This window comes from Mesorhizobium sp. M2E.F.Ca.ET.219.01.1.1 (genome assembly GCF_004016445.2).
Taxonomy (GTDB): domain Bacteria; phylum Pseudomonadota; class Alphaproteobacteria; order Rhizobiales; family Rhizobiaceae; genus Mesorhizobium.
On record NZ_SADT02000008.1, the window covers coordinates 79,667 to 96,352 of the forward strand.

The window sequence follows — 16,686 nt, forward strand, 5'->3', positions numbered from 1 at the left end:
GGAGGGTGACGATGGACAAGGAATATGACTTTATCGTTGTGGGGGGCGGCTCGGCCGGCTGCGTCGTGGCTTCGCGCCTGAGCGAGGATGCCGGCTCACGCGTGCTTCTTGTCGAGTTCGGCAAGAAGAACGACGGTCCTCTGGTTCGCTGGCCAGCGGGCTACGCCAAACTGCAAGGCCCGAGATTTCGCTACGAGTGGGAAACGGTTCCGCAGCCGGCGCTCAACAACAGGCGCATGCTTTTCCCCCAGGGCAAGGTTCTGGGGGGCGGCTCCTCGGTCAATTCGATGGTCTACATCCGAGGCAACCGTCGCGACTACGATCAGTGGCGCGACTTGGGCAACGAGGGGTGGGGCTATGACGATCTGTTGCCCTATTTCCGCAAATCCGAGGACAATGAGCGATACCTTGATGACTACCATGGTCAGGGCGGGCCGCTTGGCGTATCCGACCAGCGTTCGCCGATCGACCTGACGAGGGTCTATATCCGCGCGGCGCAACAGGCTGGCTACCCCTACAACACCGATTTCAACGGCGCGCAACAACATGGGGTCGGTTATTATCAGGTCACTCAGCGCGCGGCACGTCGCTCGAGCGCCGCGCAGGCCTTTATCTACCCCAATGCCAATCGCAAGAACCTGACCGTGCAAACCGAGGCCCGCGTGCTTCGGGTGTTCGTGGAGAACGGCCGCGCGAGAGGCATCGAGGTCGCAATAAAGGGACAGACAAGCCGGATCGAGGCCAGGTCCGAGGTCATCGTGTGCGCGGGCGCAATCAATTCTCCGAAAATCCTGCTGCTTTCAGGCGTCGGACCAGCCGCCGAACTCAAGCGCGCGGGCGTGAGGGCGATTCATGATTTGCCAGGCGTCGGCAAGAATTTGCAGGATCATCTGGACGTCTATTGCTGTGCCAGCCTCAGGGAACCGGTATCGTATAACGGTCACGACAAGGGCCTGATGGCGGCTTGGCACACGCTGCAATTTCTGGCCTTCGGCACTGGCCCCCTCACGTCGAATGTCTGCGAGGGTGGAGGCTTCGTATCGACTGATGGGAACACCGATTGGCCCGACATCCAGATGCACTTCCTTCCCGCCTACGTCATCGATCATGGCCGCGTGCAGGTCAAGGGCCACGGAATGACCCTCAACACCGCCTATCTTCGACCCGAAAGCCGCGGAGAGGTGATGCTGGCGTCCGCGGATCCGGCGGCCGAGCCGATCATTGATCCGAAATACATGACGCATGAGCGCGACTGGGCGCACACCGTCAACGGGTTCAAGATTGCTCGTGACATCCTGTCACAGCCCGCTTTCGCCAAGATCTACAAGGCCGAACACTTGCCTGGCGCGCAACGAACGAGCGAGGAGGATTTGCGTGCCTATGTTCGAGAATGGAGCAAGACCGACTTTCATCCTGCAGGGACCTGCAAGATGGGTTCCGACGAAATGGCTGTTGTGGACACCGACCTCAAGGTCCGCGGCATCGACGGACTACGGGTGATCGATGCCTCTATCATGCCGACGCTGGTCTCAGGCAACACCAATGCGCCAGCGATCATGATCGGCGAGCGTGGCGCCGATGCGGTGAAAGGGCGCAAGTTGCCGCAGCAGCACACGCTCGCTCGAGAGGTGCAGCAAAAGCTTCCGGCCCACCCGGCTACTTGACGGCAGCGACAAGCTCGATCTCAACGCTGGAGTTGCGCGGCAGTTCGGCAACGCCAACCGCGGAGCGCGCGTGATTGCCGCGTTCGCCCAGCACCTCACGCAACAAAAGGGTTGCAGCGTCGGCCACGCGGGGCTGGAGATTGAATCCCGGTGCCGACGCGACGAATACTGTCATCTTCAGGATCTGGACGACATTGTCCAGACCGCCGACGGCATGCGCGAGAGAGGCAAGCGCGTTGCGCATCGCAAGGTCAGCCGCTTCCTTTGCCTGTTCGAGCGTGACATCCGATCCGACCTTGCCCGGGTGGAGATCCTCATCGCCGGTCTTGGGCACATTACCGCTGACCCAGGCCTGGCCGTCGTGCACGAGAACCGAAGTGTAGCCATAAGCGGGCGGTTGGTAGGCCGGGATCTCGTATCCGTTGTAGGTGAAAGCACCTGTCATTGTTGTCATTCCTCCTATGGGCCCCGCGGTGCTTCTGGCGGGCCGCGTCTCTCGTGAGCACCGCTAAGATTTGCAACTGGGGGCGAGTTGCTGGACTTATCGCTGATATGTCGGACATGTGTCATAAAAACAGCTTGCTGTAAAACAAATTAGCTGACAGATTACAAATATGTGCAAACTCCAAGCCCCGGCAGAGCGATGAAGCTCAAACTGGCAGACCAGGTCTATGGCGCCCTTCGGCAATTCGTCGAAGGCGGTGAGTGGCCAGAGGGTACGCGCATACCTCCGGAGACCGAGCTTGCTAAGAACTATGGCGTCTCGCGGCCCGTCGTAAGGGAGGCTTTGATCCGGCTCAAAATGGAGGGCTTGATCGGATCCCGCAAAGGATCCGGGAGCTTTGTGATCGGCAAAAATGGCCTGGACCTGGGGGGCTACCGGCCAATCGAGAACATAGCCGACCTCATCCAGGCGTTTGAATTTCGATTCTCCGTCGAATGCGATGTCGCCGCTTTCGCGGCGCTGAGGCGGACCGACGAGGAGTTGGAGCAAATTCGTATTGCCTCCGCCGTTGTCAAGAACCAGTCGAACGAGGAGACCTTCGGCGATGCCGATTTCGGGTTCCACCTGGCGCTGTCCCGAGCAAGTCGAAACGCAATGTATGAAACCACGCTCAGCATGCTGCGCACGCAGATCGTCTTCGGGATGCGGCTCGTCGGAGAATTCTCTCAACAACAAGCGGCAACCCGGTCGGAGGCGATCTTCGAAGAACACGAGATGATCGTCGACGCCGTTGAGGCTCGAGATGCCGACAAAGCCCAGTCGGCAATGGGTCGGCATCTCATGAACTCACGACGAAGGATCCTCGGCTTCGAAATCGCAAGTGATTGGCAACCCACATTGGGCACCGGACCGTCGATCCGAAGGGGGCAGAATTGAAGCGGCCCCTCGGTCCGCCGCACTTGCGTTCTTGCCGACCGCGATCGCTCGGGCGTAGCGCCCCCTCGATCGCAGATCTGTGCACCCAGCCCGCGTTTTCCAGCGCGATTTCGGTCGCCGCCCGGTCCGGCGGCCCTGTGAGAGGTTAGTTTATGTCTTCGTTGTCCATCGATAGTGTTTACAAATATTACGGCCCCAACCTGTGCGTCTTGAAAAACATCAACATTGACGTCGCATCCGGCGAATTTCTCGTTCTTCTCGGACCATCAGGATGTGGCAAGTCGACGTTGCTCCATGCAATCGCCGGCCTTCATAGAATCAACGCTGGCGAAATCCGCCTTGGGGAGCGCGTCCTCAACGAAGTGCCCTGTCAGCACCGCGACATCGCGATGGTGTTCCAGTCCTATGCGCTTTATCCCTCGATGACCGTCAGGCAGAACATCGCTTTTCCGCTGGAAATGCGAAAACTGCCGAAGCCGGAACGTGACAAGGCGGTCTCCGACGTCGCCAACCTGCTCCAAATCAGCCATTTGCTTGATCGAAAGCCAGGGCAATTGTCTGGCGGGCAGCGGCAGCGGGTAGCAATTGGCCGCGCATTGGTGCGAGAGCCAAGCCTTTTCCTTTTCGACGAACCACTATCGAACCTCGATGCTCTTCTGCGTGTCGAAATGCGCACCGAGCTAAAGAAGCTGCACCACCGGATGGGTCGAACCACCGTCTACGTGACGCATGACCAGATCGAGGCCATGACGCTGGCAAACCGCATCGCCATCCTGGACAAAGGTGTCGTTCAGCAACTGGGAACCCCAGGCGAGGTCTACAATCGACCTGCCAATCTCTTTGTTGCAACTTTCATCGGCAGCCCGCGCATCAACCTTTTGCCCGCGGTCAGCAAGGGGGGGAGGGTGGTGCTGGAGGGGTCAGGAACAATCCTGCCGGTCCCGCAGGAATTCGCCTCGGCCTTGCGCCAGGATGGTCGCAGGGTCACGGTCGGAATTCGTCCGGAGCACTATGGCCTGGCAGAGGGTAACGCCGCGAGCGAGAAGACCGTCGACATCGAGGCCGACGTCAATCTCATTGAGCCGACGGGATCAGACGATGTCATTTTGTTTCAGCATTCCGGCGTGGAACAGTTGGCCCTGCTGCGGGCAGGGCATGTGAGCCAGAGCGGCAGGGCGCGGCTGCGTGTCGATACGTCACGGATCAGCGTCTTCGACAGCGGGTCCGGCGAGCGCCTTCAATGAGCCTGGATGCAGATATCTGCATGGCAGCTTCCTGGCTTGGAGACGCATCCGTCGCCCTGTCACCATGGCGGCAAATCATGCGCGGCACCGGGTGCCCATCGGCACCTGCCCACGCGATCGGCGTTACAGGTGTCTGGCGCCAAGGCGCAACTGTGCCGGCCAGCCAGCCCGAAGGTTTTGTGCCCGTATTCAGCATGCGCAAAGCGCAGCACTTCCAAAGCCTCCATGCTGCTGACGGATCCTTGTTTTCGCCTTCAGGTGCCGTCGATCCCGCGTTGACGATAGCAGCCCAAGCCGTGCTGGTAGGCGATCGGCTGACATCCATCCTCATTCATCAGGAACCCGTGCAATGACAAAGCAACTTCGATGGGGACTTGTCGGCGCAAGCCGCATAGCCGCTGAGTGGATCATCCCGGCGATCAGGGCGACACCAGGAAACGAAGTGGTTGCCGTCCAGGGCAGCAACGCGGCACGTGTGAGCGAATATGCCCGGACCAATGACATCCCGCTTACCTGCGAGTCGCTTGATGAGCTGCTCTCGGCCGGTGTCGATGCGGTCTACATCTCCAACACCAACGAAAAGCACGCGCGCGCCGCCATAGCGGCGCTCAATGCTGGCAAGCATGTGTTGGGTGAGAAGCCGATGGCCATGGCCGAACAGGACGCCCGGGAAATGGTTTCGTTGGCAAAACACAAAAATCTTGTCTTGGCGATCAACCATCATTTGCGCGGCATGAATAGCCACCGAAAGCTACGTGAACTTGTCGAAAGTGGCGTGCTCGGCGACCTTGTCGCGGTTCGCGCCATGTTCGGCGTTCTGCTGCCCCACGACAATCGCGGATGGCGCACCGATAGCGCTTCGGCCGGAGCAGGCGTCTTCTTTGACCTGACCGTTCATGACGCAGATACCCTGCACTTCATACTGGGTGAGAAATTTGTGCGCGTTGCTGCTTTTACTTCCAACAACGGCATCTCTGCCAAAGGGATTGAAGACGGCGTAGCCACAATAGCCCAAACGGCGTCTGGGCTCACAGTCCAGATCACGGAGAGCTTCGCGATCGAGCATGCTCGAACAACCCTCGAACTGCACGGCACCAAGGCTTCTGTCTTTGCCGATGACGTGCTGCTGCAGCGGCCCGGCGGCAGGCTGGAGCTAAGCGTGCGAGGCAACCGCCAAGAAATTCCGATCGAGCATGAAAACGCCTACCCCCGTGTCATAGCGGCCTTTGCCGATGCCGTCAGGGGCATCGGCGGCCCGCTTGTCTCCGGCGAGGACGGTCTCGCTTCGCTTCGATTTGCACTTGCCGCGCGGACCGCGGCCGCAACAGGCCGAGTGATCGAAATCTGACCGCGTCACGTGTGCGGATCGCGCCACCGGATCGCGCCGGGAGCATCATCCAAAGGATACAATCCGAATGACGATTGTTTCACAGGTCGAACTGAGCTCTGCGCTCGCAGCGCTCCCGCGTGTGCGGCTGGCGCATCTTCCGACGCCCATCGACTACTGCCCCACGCTGACAAAGCGGCTCGAAGGACCGAGGATCTGGATCAAGAGGGATGACTGCACCGGTGTCGCCTTCGGCGGCAACAAGGTCCGGCAACATGAATTCATCCTCGGTGACGCGGTTAGTCGCGGGGTCGACGTGGTGATCCAAGGCGCCGCGTCTCAATCAAATCAATCGCGCCAACTCGCCGCAGCTGCTGCGCGGCTTGGCCTAGACTGTATCCTGATGCCTCGCAAGGACGCCCACTACGATCATGTTCAAGGCAATCAGCTTATCGCCAGGCTTTTCGGCGCCAAGATCGTGCCCGTGGACGCAACGGCTTCGCTGAAGCAGGCCAAGGAAGATATGGCGGCAAGGCTGAAACGCGAAGGCCGAAACCCGGCTATCCTCGGTATGGGAGCGCAATCCGCGCTGAGCTTGGCGGCGGTCGCCTATGTCAACGCGTATCTGGAGATATCTTCTCAGTTCGAAGCGCTGCGCGAAGCGGAGCCCACTCACATCTATGCGACCTCTCAGGGAAGCACGCAGGCCGGCTTGCAGGCGGCGGCAATGCTGCTTGGGCACACCACTCAAATCCGCGGCATCAACCCGATGGACAGCCGCAACGAGGCCTATGAGTTTCCTTCCGCGATTGCCGGTCAGTGCGAAGCGGCGGCGCGTATCCTCGGGTTCGATTTGTCGGTCCCAGTGGAAGCAATCAGCAACTCCACCGATTGGGTCGGCGCCGGCTACGGCCTCCCCTCTGCGGATGCCCAAGAGGCGTCTGCCCTGCTGGCCCGAACCGAGGGTATCCTTGTCGACCCGGTGTACTCAGGAAAAGGGCTCTCCGGCTTGCTTGGTGATATAAGGTCTGGCCTTCTGACGGCGAAGGACCGCGTGGTGTTCATCCATACAGGCGGACTGCCAGCCATTTTTTCCTACGCCGACGCCATTCTGGCTTGTACCTAGATATGACCGTCACGAAGCTGACGAGCTGGTGTTGACCGGCCCCAGCCTTTGCCAATTCGGTGGGACATCAAATCCCAGGATACGATGGCGCGACTGAAGCAGATGGTTCCGCATCGCGTCAAAAGCCGCTTGCGCGTCACCCGACTTGATTGCATCGACGATCAAGGCGTGTTCGCGATAAACGGTCTGAGCTCTTGTGGTGCTGCCGATCAGCGAGAATTCGCCCACCAGGCGCATACCCAAAAGTATCTGGGGATTGAGCATCGACAGCGTCGCTTCGAAGAGCTTGTTCCCAGTGCCCTTGGCAATCGCGATGTGGAATGCCAGGTCAAGATCGCCGAAATCACTCTCGCTCAGATCGCTTTTGAACTTCTCATGCGCGGAGATAATTTCAGCCAGATCCTGCGGTTTGCCCCGCAACGCGGTGAATGCCGCAGCATCGCACTCAATCGTCAATCGGAACTCGAACGCGCTGATAAGGTCGGCAACATTCTCGATAGGGCTGTAACTTCGCCTAGGTGCCCCGTTGGCGGCAATGACCACGCTGCCTGAACCGCGACGGGAGTCGATGATCCCCTCGCTGCGCAGCTGCACCAGGGCCTCGCGCACGACGGGGCGTGAAACACCGAAGCTTGCCGCCAGTTCGGTCTCGGTAGGCATGCGTGTGCCTTCGCGCCACTCACCCTCGTCGATCTGACGACGCAAACCGTCATAGACGCGCTTCGAGAGCTTGATGCGCTCATCATTTGGAGCACCCATTCGCAAAATCCGCGTGATTCTCGCAGTTGTCTTACAAATCTACTCAAGCAAACACGGAAAATCCATAACGTGAGCATCGGGCCGGACGTCGTCCGCGGCAAATCAGCGGATGCTGGCGATCGACGGCCGCCATCTTCCGCAATCGAAACTAGAGCACCGTCCCCGCGCCAAACATTGTCAGCAGTTTGTCGGCTACCGCTTTTCCGAGAACAGCATGTTGTTGGACCTCCAGGTGGATACCATCCACCGGACTGACGCTAATGAACTGCGCGGCGTTCAGATATTCGGCGCCAAAATGGGATGCGACATCCTTGTATTTTCCAGCCAGTTGGCCCGATTTGATGCGTCCGCCAGAAAAAATCTCGCCGAGGAATCCGACTTCCTCGATTGGGGCGGGAGCGATGACCAAGATGTGTGGATCGGATCCTCCGGGACCCGATTTGCCGGACAAGATCAGCTCGATCAACGCGACCAAACCCCGAGCGATGTCTTCCGAAGTAAGGCTGAAGCGTGTCTTCAGATCGTTGGTGCCGAGCATCAACACGATTGCGTCCAACGGACGGTGGGTATCGATGCATGGCTTGAGGTAGGTAAGTCCGTTGCGCGAGGCGCCTTCGATAGGATCATCAAGAGTTGTCGTTCGACCGGGAAGGCCCTCCTCGATTATGCGAAAGCCCTTTCCCAAGGCTTCCGCCAGAACGCCTGTCCAGCGTGCCGTCTCATCAAATCGCTGACTGTCGAACCAACTCTTGGCTGGGGCAGAGCCATGGGTGTTGCTGTCGCCGTAGCACAGAATGCGCCTCAATTTTGTCATCGATGTCGGACCATTTGCTGCGGCGGCAGTTTTCACATGACGAGCCCGTCGCATCACGCGATGCGACCAGCCGATGTCATGGCGTCGCCTTGACTTGGTTCCAAAGGTCAGTGCGCTTGGTGGGATCTTCGTCCGGCTGCATCCAGAAGATCTTGGTGCCCGCCGGTATGGTATCAGTGGACGTGACCGAATTCGCGTAGCCGGATTTCTCCGTTAGCTCTGCGGCGATCTTCTTGCTGATTACGAAGTTGATCCACTTCAAAGCCAGATCATAGGAGTCGCCCTTGGCCCCGCTCGTAACCGCCCATGTATCCACCCAAGCGATGACGCCTTCCTTTGGATAAGCTTGCTTATAGTTCAGGCCGCCGCCTGCGAGGGCCTTAATCTGCTGATCCGCGTAAGCACCGAAAATGATCGGCGCATCATTGTTTTGCGCCAACTGAACCGAATCTTGCACGAACGTGTAGAAGCTCGCGGAGTTATGCTTCAGGTCTACCAGCTTCGGCATGGCATCCTTAAACTGCTGATCAGTCAGATGAAAAGGCGTCTGCACGCCGTTCATGATTGCCGCTGTGGCGAACGCACTTTCGCCGTCGTCATAGAGCAGCACCTTGCCCTTGTACTGAGGATCCCACATCACCGACCACGAGGTGGGCGCCGGATTCACCTTTGCGGGGTCATAGATCAGCGTCATCGGGCTGAAGGCATAGGGAATAAGATAGGTCTTGCCGTCGTGAACCGCGCCGGCGATCTTGGAAAGATCCTGGAACTGGGGTAATTGGCCGGCATGATTCGGGATCTTGGACAGATCGATCGGCTGGAGCAGTCCCGCTTCGTAGTATCTCTGCATGCCAGCTGCAGCTGTCGCAAAGATGTCAAAGTCCTTGCCTTGGCTACCCTGGATCTTGGCCCACATCTCATCGTTGGACCCTGCAAAAACCACTTCAACGGTGGCGTTGTTGTCCTTCTCGAACTGCGCGACCCATTCCTTGTCGGCGTAACCGTCCCACGTCAGTATGCGTAGCTTGCCCCCGGCGTTTGCCGGTCCGGCAATGGCAAGTGCAAGGACGGTCGATACCGCCAGCAGCTTCCCGATTTCGCCGAACAACTTTTTGTACATTCTCATCTCCTCTGGAAGGTGTTCCCACATCGTTGATCACTTGAGGCTGCCGCATTTTGGTCCGTGCGCGGTTCTGGTTCTTCTCGGCTAAGGGCGTCCTTGTGACAGGTGCTCCCGCCGAGCGGCTCGCTTTTGCTCCGGCACTCTAGCTCTCTCACACCTTGCGAACGCATCGCTCGGCTAACGTAGTGCATGCAGCGTGCAGTCGGCAGTCCGAAGAGTCAAGGGGTGGCGGTGGTTTTTTGAGCCGGGCCTTCATTAGCGGATCTCGCAACTTTTCGTGAACAGCCCCGTCGGCAACAACGCAATCCAAAATTTGGCAAGCGCCAGAAAAGGCCAGCTCAGCGGCAGAAACCTGGTGGTCGCGAAGCCTCTGTCAATTGCGATGAGCAAGCTTCTTTCGGGGCTTGGCGGTGCCAGCGCGGTAGCGTTTTAACGGCACGACTCCGGGGGGCGCAAAGCGAATTTGCAGTATTGCGTTCTGCATGCAATTTAGTATAGGTGCGGCTCATGATTGGCGGCGGTGGCATCGCCGACGCGATCCGCCAGGATAACGGGTTGCGGAGCCTAACCGGCTAATTGGGAAATGCTTATGAGCGACCAGCCTCTTATCGAAATGAGAGATATCGGCAAGATCTATGGCAGCCACACGGTCTTGCGCAATGTCAACCTTGACATCGGCCAAAACGAGTTTCTTGTGGTAGTGGGACCCTCGGGCTCCGGCAAAACGACAATCCTTCGCATGATTGGCGGATTTGTCGAACCAACAAGCGGGGACATCCTTCTCAACGGATCCCGGATTAACGGCATCCCGGTCAATCGCAGGCCGTTCAACACTGTCTTCCAGGACTATGCCCTTTTCCCGCACATGACGGTTGCTGCCAATGTCGGCTATGGGCTCCGGGTCAAAGGGCTGGCAGCCGACGAGATCAAGAAGCTGGTTGCGCAGACGCTAGACCTGGTAGGGCTGGGCCAGCTCGGGTCGCGCTATCCTGCGCAGATGTCTGGCGGACAGCGGCAACGAGTGGCCTTGGCGCGCGCCCTTATTTGCAAGCCGCGATTGGTCCTGCTGGACGAGCCGCTCGCCGCGTTGGACGCCGGCCTTCGCCACCAGATGCAGACGTTCCTGAAATCCATTCAGCGCGAAATCCAAACCTCATTCCTGTTCATCACCCACGACCAGGAAGAGGCCATCAGTCTGGCCGATCGCATTTGCGTCATGGATCACGGGGAGGTTGTGCAGGTCGGCCGGCCGGAAGAGGTCTACTATAGACCTTGCAATCGCTATGTCGCGGATTTCTTCGGTGACAACAATCTCGTTGACGCGCAGGTGAAGACAGTCAACGGCGATGGCGTCGCTGTGGAGACGCCTTTTGGGATGGCGGTGGCCCGGGGCGATCAAGGGATGCATTTCAACGCCGGCGAGGCGGTGACGCTTGCGGTGAGACCCGAGAACGTTGAGCTTCTCGGAGCAAACGGATCCGCACCGGCCGGGCACGTCAAATCAGTTTCCTTCGTCGGGCCGTTGTCGCTTGTAGAAGTTGAATCGACCAAGTCGCCCGGTGCGACCCTGCACGTTAAACAACTCAGCAGCCAATTGGCTGCGCCGTTTAAAATAGGCGCCGGCGTGACGGTCTCTTGGAAGGGTAAAGAGACGTGGGTCATCCGCAAGTGAACTTCAGGAAAACCCCAGAGCTTGGATCCGCCCGAGAGGCCCGGCTGATCAATAGCCTCGTTGTCATCGCCTATATCTTGCCGATCGCTTTGATCCTGGGGCCATTTTGTATTTTCTTCGTCGTCAGCTTCGGACGAGTTGAGGCCTCCGCCGTCGTTATCGACTTCAACCTGTCGAACTACGTTCGGATTTTGGCCGACTCTACCGTCCGCATGGTCATTGGACGGACCCTCGTAATAGGCATTGCGACAGCCCTTGTATGCACACTGGTCGGTTTTCCGGCCGCCTATTTGATGAAGATTCTTGGCCCGACGCGGCGCTCTCTTTTAATGGTGGCGTTTGCTGTGCCTTTGTTGATGAGCTACGTCATCAAGATCTATACAGTTCGCAATCTGCTTGGCACAAATGGCGTCATCAACCATTTCCTTATGGCCTCGGGCCTTGTCTCCCAACCGCTCGAATTCTTCACGCTAAGCTACTACGGGGTCTTCTTGACATTGACCTCTGTGTTGCTGCCGTTTGCCGTTTTTCCGATTTTCCTGTCCCTTGATCGCATTCCGGCAAGCTTGGTCGAAGCGGCCGCCGACCTGGGCGCCAGTCGCACGCGCATTTTCTGGACGGTGATATTTCCATTGAGCCTGTCGGGGGTGGCAGTTTCGCTGACATTCACGTTTGTGCTGGCGATCGGTGATTTCATCACCCCGGAACTGGTTGGCGGGCCCAACGGATTCACACTTGGCCGCATCATCTTCAGTCAGTTCGGTCTCGGCTTCAACTGGCCGTTCGGTGCCGCGCTCTCAATTTTCATGATGATGATTGTCACAGTGGCTCTGGCATTGGCTACTCGCATCCGTCCACCTGGAAAGGTGACATTTTGAAGTCCGCACGCTCCACGGTCGTCGTCCTTTGCGCAGTGACGGCGCTGATCTTGGCTGTCCTTTACGGGCCGATTCTCATGGCCATTGTTACCGCCTTCGTGCCGATGCGCGGCGGCGTGTTCCAATGGGATCAAGTCTCCATCGTGGCGTTTGAGAGCATCAACGGCGACATTGTCGATGCCCTGAAATTGACCCTGATCGTCGGGTTTGTCGCTTCCACGATCGCACTGGCGATCAGCACCGGAATTGCTCTTTACTGCGCACCAGGAGCTGGCTTGGGCAGAAAGTTCATTGAGTTCCTGATCTTCCTCCCGTTTGTAATGCCTCCTATCATTACAGGGCTCGCGCTCCTTATCTCTTTTCGAGAGGCCGACGTCCCGAGGTCGCTTTTGACTGTGTTGGTTGGCCATGTCACGATCTTGCTGGCGATCGCCTATCGGACCATCGTGACGCGGCTGCGTGAAATGGGCGCCTCTCTGGTCGAGGCGTCGCTCGATCTGGGTGCCAGCCGGCTTCAGACTTTCTGGTGGGTTGTGCTACCCAATCTCAGACCGGCTCTGATGGCGTCATTCGTCCTATGCTTTGCGTTATCGTTCGACGAGACCATGGTCACTCTGCTTCTGACCGGTGGCCAAAGCACTTTCCCAGTTCGGCTTTGGGGCATGATGCGCCTTGGCTTCTCGCCCTCGATCAGCGCGCTGGTCGTCTACATCCTCGCCGTCAGCACGGTATTGAGCCTCTTCCTCATTAGGCTTTTTGTCCCCGCGCGCTCCAAGGCAGTCGCGTAGAAACGAAGGGTTGCCACTGCGACGCTGGTCATTCTCCGCTCAATGACCTCGACAGCACGTCGATGCGGTCCAGCTCACGTTCGCTCATTAAACCAGTTCCAATTGGTCCAGAGCTTTCAAACGCGGGCAGATTAGCAAGGCAGGATGCGGCAGAACTGGCGAGCAGCCGTCTGGAACGTCAGGGACCTTGTGGAGCCGTGCTCCTGGTCCCACGTCACCATAGTGAAGGTGGCGCCGGATCTATTTGAACCTGAAATACACGGGACGTTACCCGACGAGGTGTTCGCCAACGGCGCGGTGCCGGCACCTCAGATTCCAGCTGTGCACGGCTTATCCCGAGCAATACCGCCGCTAAGGCGACGATATGGCGGGCAATCGCGACGAATACCTTGCCTTGCGAGCGACCGAGGCTCTGACTTTGCCGACAGGGTGAAGCCGCGGGCGCCGGTACGCAATGGCCACTGATCAATGTCGATCTGCCTCTCGCTACTGGCAATCCAGCCCGATATCCAGGATCGGCGCGCTGTGCGTGATCCAGCCGACCGAGATCAGATCGACGCCGGTCGCGGCGATCGCAGGTGCCGTCTGCACGGCCACCCGGCCGGACGCCTCGGTGATCGCGCGGCCGTCAACCATCGCCACGGCCTCGGTCAGCTGCTCGATGGACATGTTGTCCAGCAGCACGGCGTCGACGCCCACCGCCAGCGCGACATGGAGCTGTGCAAGCGTGTCGATCTCGACCTCGATCTTGACCATGTGGCCTGCGGCCGCCCGGGCGCGCTCGATGGCCGTGCGGATGTCGCCGGCGATCGCGATGTGGTTGTCCTTAATGAGAGCGGCGTCATCGAGGCCGAAGCGGTGATTGCCGCCGCCACCGGCGCGCACGGCGTATTTCTCCAGGGCGCGCAGACCGGGTGTGGTCTTTCGCGTGCACACGATCTTGGCCTTGTGGCCGCCCACAGCATCGGCGATCGCCGCGGTTTGTGTCGAGATGCCGCTCAGATGACAGAGCAGGTTGAGCGCCGTCCGCTCGGCCGTGAGCAGCGCGCGGGCAGGTCCGCGCACCGACGCTATGATGTCTCCCGCGGAGACGACGCTGCCGTCGGCGTGGATTATGGTGACTTCGGTTCGTGGATCGATCAGCTCGAAGGCGAGGGCGGCGACAGCGAGGCCGGCGATCACGCCTGGCTGTCTTGCGGCTAGCACCATCGTAGCGGTGGCGTCTGGAGGAACGATCGCGTCGGTGGTGAGGTCGCCGGCGCGGCCAAGATCCTCGAGCAGGGCGGCGCGCACCAGCGGCTCGACCATCACGCGCGGCAGAGGCGTCAGAGTCATGGTCAAGCCCTCCTGTCGAGCAGCGTTGCAGTGTCGGGTATTCCGTCGGAAAGGATCGCCGCTGCTTCGAGCGTCTCGTTCATGGACAACCGCAGCGATCGTGACCGAGCATCGCGCCGTGGAAAATCGATGCGGAAGTGCGATCCCCGGCTCTCCTCCCGACGAAGGGCGGCGATAGTGATCATCAGCGCGACCAGCGCGGGATCTGACGCGGCATCGCGACCGGCGACAATCGGCGCCAAGGCCTTTGCAGCTTCGCGCAGCATTTGGGCGTCGCGCTCAATGCCGAGCGCGTGCGAAGCGATCGGGCGGATGCGTGAGGCGTCCGGTCGCGGCGGCACGATAGCCGGCTTCAGCCGTCTGTTCGCGGGAGGCGAGGCGGCGGCGACGCTTGCCGCGACCGAGGCAGCGCACACCACTGCTTCAATGAGCGAGTTGCTTGCGAGACGGTTGGCGCCGTGCAGCCCGGTCCGGGCGACCTCGCCACAGGCCCACAGGCCGCGAAGCGAGCTGCGGCCTTCCGCGTCCACGGCCACCCCGCCCATGTGGTAGTGAACCGCTGGCCGGACGGGGATCGGGTCCAAGGCGGGGTCGATCCCGGCCTCCCGGCAGAGCGATGCGATCGCGGGGAAGCGCCGGGCGAACCTCGCCCCGAGACACCGCCGGGCGTCGAGAAACACGCGATGCCCGGCGCGAAGCTCACGCCACACGCCGCGCGCCACCACGTCGCGCGGCGCGAGTTCTTCACCTGGCGTGTCGGCGAGGAAGCGGCTGCCGCGCTCGTCGACGAGAACCGCGCCTTCGCCGCGCACCGCTTCGCTTATCAACAGCATCGGGCGCCGCGGACCGTCGAGCGCGGTGGGGTGGAACTGCACGAATTCGAGATCGGCGAGTTCAGCACCGGCACGTGCCGCAAGCGCCAGGCCCTGGCCGAACGAGCCGAGCGGGTTCGTCGTATGGTCGAACAGGCCGCCTATGCCGCCGGTCGCAAGCACCACGCGTCCCGTCGAGAGCGTTATTGCCTCGCCGTTTCCGACGGCAAGCACGCCGGCGATTTCGCCGTCCTCGACGGTCAGGCGCCGCACCTCGACGCCCTCGAGGACGGTGATCGAAGGCGTCCGCCACACGGCGTCGGCGAGCGCGCGAACCAGTTCACGGCCGGTCGCATCGCCGCCGGCATGCACGATCCGCCGGCGCGAATGCGCGGCTTCGAGTCCGAGCAGCAACGTGCCGTCGGAAGCACGGTCGAAAGCAGCGCCCAGCCGCGCGAGATGCTCGATCGCTTGCGGCGCCGCCTCGACGACGCGCCGCACTGCCTTCTCATCGCAAAGCCCGTCGCCGGCCGCGAGCGTGTCGGCCAGGTGCAGGTCCGGACTGTCGTCGCCGCCAAGGCTTGCCGCAATCCCGCCTTGGGCGAGCACGCTGGAGGCTTCTTGTCCCAAGGAGGTTTTGGAGGTGAGGACGACCGGCTCCGATGCGAGATGCAGCGCGGTCATCAGCCCCGCGATGCCGCCGCCGATGATGACCGGCCGGCCGTGGAGGTTTTGCATGGTCATATGGCGAGCATCCGCTCCACCGCCCGGCGCGCCGGGTCCGCGACACCCGGATCGATGGTCACGATGTGGCGGTTCTCCTCGAGCGCCGCGCGGATGTTGGCGAGCGTGATGCGCTTCATGTGCGGGCAGAGATTGCAGGGGCGCACGAAGTCGACCTCAGGATGCTCGACCGCGACGTTGTCGCTCATCGAGCATTCGGTCATCAGCACGACCCGCGCCGGCTTGTGCCGGCCGACATAGTCGGACATCGCCGCCGTGGAGCCTGCGAAATCCGCCTCCGCGACGACGTCCGGCGGGCATTCGGGATGGGCAAGCACCGTTACGCCGGGATGTGCCTCGCGCAGTTCGCGTATGTCGGCGGAGCTGAAGCGCTCATGCACTTCGCAATGCCCTTTCCAGGCGACGATCTCGACCTTCGTCTGTGAAGCGATGTTCTTCGCAAGATATTCGTCTGGCAGCATGATCACCCGCGGCGCGCCGAGCGATTCCACCACTTGAAGCGCATTGCCCGAGGTGCAGCAGATATCGGACGCTGCCTTCACGGCGGCGGAGGTGTTGACGTAGGTCACAACCGGAACGCCGGGATAGCGCTGCCGCATCAGCCGCACATCCGAAGCCGTGATCGAGTCGGCAAGGGAGCAACCAGCGGCAAGATCCGGAATGAGCACGGTCTTGCCGCGATTGAGGAGCTTCGCCGTCTCGGCCATGAAATGCACACCCGCCAGCACGATGACGTCCGCATCGACCGACATCGCCTTGCGGGCGAGCGCCAGGCTGTCGCCGACGACGTCGGCCACGCAGTGGAATATCTCGGGTGTCTGGTAGTTGTGCGCGAGGATGACGGCGTTGCGCTTGCGCTTGAGCGCCAGGATGGCGTCGATGTCGCCGGTGAAGGCCGGCCATTCGATCGGCGGGATCACTCGCCGGACGCGATCGTAGAGGGATGCGGCGGTCGAAGGCGAAGTAGGCATCGGCGCTCCAATTATTCTCTAGATGAGTATAATCCGGACATATTCTTA

At 60.4% G+C, this 16,686-nt stretch carries 16 protein-coding genes; 9 read left to right on the forward strand and 7 right to left on the reverse strand.

Going from position 1 to position 16,686, the window contains the following annotated elements:
• Positions 1-11 precede the first annotated feature (11 nt).
• A complete protein-coding gene (locus tag EN862_RS31480) occupies positions 12-1,664 on the forward strand; it encodes a choline dehydrogenase (RefSeq protein ID WP_127868183.1) in 1,653 nt (550 codons plus the stop codon).
• On the opposite strand, the gene EN862_RS31485 is transcribed toward EN862_RS31480, so the two are convergent.
• Positions 1,657-2,109, reverse strand: a complete 453-nt coding sequence (locus EN862_RS31485) for a RidA family protein (RefSeq protein WP_127227935.1) — start codon at positions 2,107-2,109, stop codon at positions 1,657-1,659. The two genes, EN862_RS31480 and EN862_RS31485, sit on opposite strands and share 8 nt — an antisense overlap.
• A 198-nt stretch (positions 2,110-2,307) precedes the next feature.
• On the opposite strand from EN862_RS31485, the gene EN862_RS31490 reads away from it, so the two are divergent.
• The 5 genes from EN862_RS31490 to EN862_RS31510 all read left to right on the forward strand — a co-directional run bounded on the left by EN862_RS31490 (position 2,308) and on the right by EN862_RS31510 (position 6,742).
• Complete coding sequence (locus EN862_RS31490) at positions 2,308-3,045, forward strand: FadR/GntR family transcriptional regulator (protein WP_127868184.1); 738 nt, start codon at positions 2,308-2,310, stop codon at positions 3,043-3,045.
• A gap of 152 nt (positions 3,046-3,197) precedes the next feature.
• Positions 3,198-4,289 carry an ABC transporter ATP-binding protein gene (locus tag EN862_RS31495; protein WP_127868185.1) on the forward strand — a complete coding sequence of 364 codons (1,092 nt, stop codon included), beginning with the start codon at positions 3,198-3,200 and terminating at the stop codon, positions 4,287-4,289.
• Positions 4,286-4,642, forward strand: a complete 357-nt coding sequence (locus EN862_RS31500; protein ID WP_127868186.1) for a hypothetical protein — start codon at positions 4,286-4,288, stop codon at positions 4,640-4,642. The genes EN862_RS31495 and EN862_RS31500 overlap by 4 nt, the downstream gene beginning before the upstream one ends.
• A complete protein-coding gene (locus EN862_RS31505; RefSeq protein ID WP_127868187.1) occupies positions 4,639-5,637 on the forward strand; it encodes a Gfo/Idh/MocA family oxidoreductase in 999 nt (332 codons plus the stop codon). Before EN862_RS31500 ends, EN862_RS31505 begins: the two co-directional genes overlap by 4 nt.
• Positions 5,638-5,704: 67 nt before the next feature.
• The gene (locus EN862_RS31510; protein WP_127868188.1) at positions 5,705-6,742 is read left to right on the forward strand and encodes a pyridoxal-phosphate dependent enzyme; all 1,038 of its coding nucleotides are present in this window, start codon (positions 5,705-5,707) and stop codon (positions 6,740-6,742) included.
• A gap of 9 nt (positions 6,743-6,751) precedes the next feature.
• Here the strand turns inward: EN862_RS31510 and EN862_RS31515 are convergent, their stop codons facing one another.
• The 3 genes from EN862_RS31515 to EN862_RS31525 all read right to left on the reverse strand — a co-directional run bounded on the left by EN862_RS31515 (position 6,752) and on the right by EN862_RS31525 (position 9,435).
• The gene (locus tag EN862_RS31515) at positions 6,752-7,501 is read right to left on the reverse strand and encodes a FadR/GntR family transcriptional regulator (RefSeq protein WP_127227929.1); all 750 of its coding nucleotides are present in this window, start codon (positions 7,499-7,501) and stop codon (positions 6,752-6,754) included.
• Between the two features lie 148 nt (positions 7,502-7,649).
• Positions 7,650-8,351, reverse strand: coding sequence for an SGNH/GDSL hydrolase family protein (locus EN862_RS31520; RefSeq protein WP_210235690.1), 702 nt, complete (start codon positions 8,349-8,351; stop codon positions 7,650-7,652).
• Positions 8,352-8,391: 40 nt separating this feature from the next.
• On the reverse strand, positions 8,392-9,435 hold the full coding sequence (locus tag EN862_RS31525; protein ID WP_189401892.1) for an extracellular solute-binding protein: 1,044 nt from the start codon (positions 9,433-9,435) through the stop codon (positions 8,392-8,394).
• A 592-nt stretch (positions 9,436-10,027) separates the two neighbouring features.
• Here EN862_RS31525 and EN862_RS31530 point away from each other — a divergent pair.
• From EN862_RS31530 to EN862_RS31540, 3 genes are read left to right on the forward strand one after another with little or no spacing between them, the layout of a single operon-like run.
• Complete coding sequence (locus EN862_RS31530) at positions 10,028-11,110, forward strand: ABC transporter ATP-binding protein (RefSeq protein WP_245519762.1); 1,083 nt, start codon at positions 10,028-10,030, stop codon at positions 11,108-11,110.
• Positions 11,092-11,988, forward strand: coding sequence for an ABC transporter permease (locus EN862_RS31535; RefSeq protein ID WP_127868191.1), 897 nt, complete (start codon positions 11,092-11,094; stop codon positions 11,986-11,988). The genes EN862_RS31530 and EN862_RS31535 overlap by 19 nt, the downstream gene beginning before the upstream one ends.
• A complete protein-coding gene (locus tag EN862_RS31540) occupies positions 11,985-12,776 on the forward strand; it encodes an ABC transporter permease (RefSeq protein ID WP_245519763.1) in 792 nt (263 codons plus the stop codon). The genes EN862_RS31535 and EN862_RS31540 overlap by 4 nt, the downstream gene beginning before the upstream one ends.
• 486 nt (positions 12,777-13,262) lie before the next feature.
• Here the strand turns inward: EN862_RS31540 and nadC are convergent, their stop codons facing one another.
• From nadC to nadA, 3 genes are read right to left on the reverse strand one after another with little or no spacing between them, the layout of a single operon-like run.
• Positions 13,263-14,111 (reverse strand): carboxylating nicotinate-nucleotide diphosphorylase, encoded by an 849-nt coding sequence (nadC, locus tag EN862_RS31545; RefSeq protein WP_127868192.1) that lies wholly within the window; start codon positions 14,109-14,111, stop codon positions 13,263-13,265.
• A 2-nt stretch (positions 14,112-14,113) separates the two neighbouring features.
• Positions 14,114-15,667 carry an L-aspartate oxidase gene (locus tag EN862_RS31550; protein ID WP_127868193.1) on the reverse strand — a complete coding sequence of 518 codons (1,554 nt, stop codon included), beginning with the start codon at positions 15,665-15,667 and terminating at the stop codon, positions 14,114-14,116.
• Positions 15,664-16,638, reverse strand: a complete 975-nt coding sequence (gene nadA, locus EN862_RS31555) for a quinolinate synthase NadA (protein WP_189401890.1) — start codon at positions 16,636-16,638, stop codon at positions 15,664-15,666. Before nadA ends, EN862_RS31550 begins: the two co-directional genes overlap by 4 nt.
• Between the last annotated feature and the right edge of the window lie 48 nt (positions 16,639-16,686).

Excerpts from the sequence above, each read along its gene's own strand:
- EN862_RS31550 (WP_127868193.1), bottom strand. The coding sequence starts at position 15,667 with ATGACCATGCAAAACCTCCACGGCCGGCCGGTCATCATCGGCGGCGGC.
- EN862_RS31525 (WP_189401892.1), bottom strand. The coding sequence starts at position 9,435 with ATGTACAAAAAGTTGTTCGGCGAAATCGGGAAGCTGCTGGCGGTATCG.
- EN862_RS31480 (WP_127868183.1), top strand. The coding sequence starts at position 12 with ATGGACAAGGAATATGACTTTATCGTTGTGGGGGGCGGCTCGGCCGGC.
- EN862_RS31530 (WP_245519762.1), top strand. The coding sequence starts at position 10,028 with ATGAGCGACCAGCCTCTTATCGAAATGAGAGATATCGGCAAGATCTAT.
- EN862_RS31495 (WP_127868185.1), top strand. The coding sequence starts at position 3,198 with ATGTCTTCGTTGTCCATCGATAGTGTTTACAAATATTACGGCCCCAAC.
- EN862_RS31505 (WP_127868187.1), top strand. The coding sequence starts at position 4,639 with ATGACAAAGCAACTTCGATGGGGACTTGTCGGCGCAAGCCGCATAGCC.
- EN862_RS31490 (WP_127868184.1), top strand. The coding sequence starts at position 2,308 with ATGAAGCTCAAACTGGCAGACCAGGTCTATGGCGCCCTTCGGCAATTC.
- EN862_RS31485 (WP_127227935.1), bottom strand. The coding sequence starts at position 2,109 with ATGACAGGTGCTTTCACCTACAACGGATACGAGATCCCGGCCTACCAA.
- EN862_RS31500 (WP_127868186.1), top strand. The coding sequence starts at position 4,286 with ATGAGCCTGGATGCAGATATCTGCATGGCAGCTTCCTGGCTTGGAGAC.
- nadA (WP_189401890.1), bottom strand. The coding sequence starts at position 16,638 with ATGCCTACTTCGCCTTCGACCGCCGCATCCCTCTACGATCGCGTCCGG.
- EN862_RS31515 (WP_127227929.1), bottom strand. The coding sequence starts at position 7,501 with ATGGGTGCTCCAAATGATGAGCGCATCAAGCTCTCGAAGCGCGTCTAT.
- nadC (WP_127868192.1), bottom strand. The coding sequence starts at position 14,111 with ATGACTCTGACGCCTCTGCCGCGCGTGATGGTCGAGCCGCTGGTGCGC.
- EN862_RS31510 (WP_127868188.1), top strand. The coding sequence starts at position 5,705 with ATGACGATTGTTTCACAGGTCGAACTGAGCTCTGCGCTCGCAGCGCTC.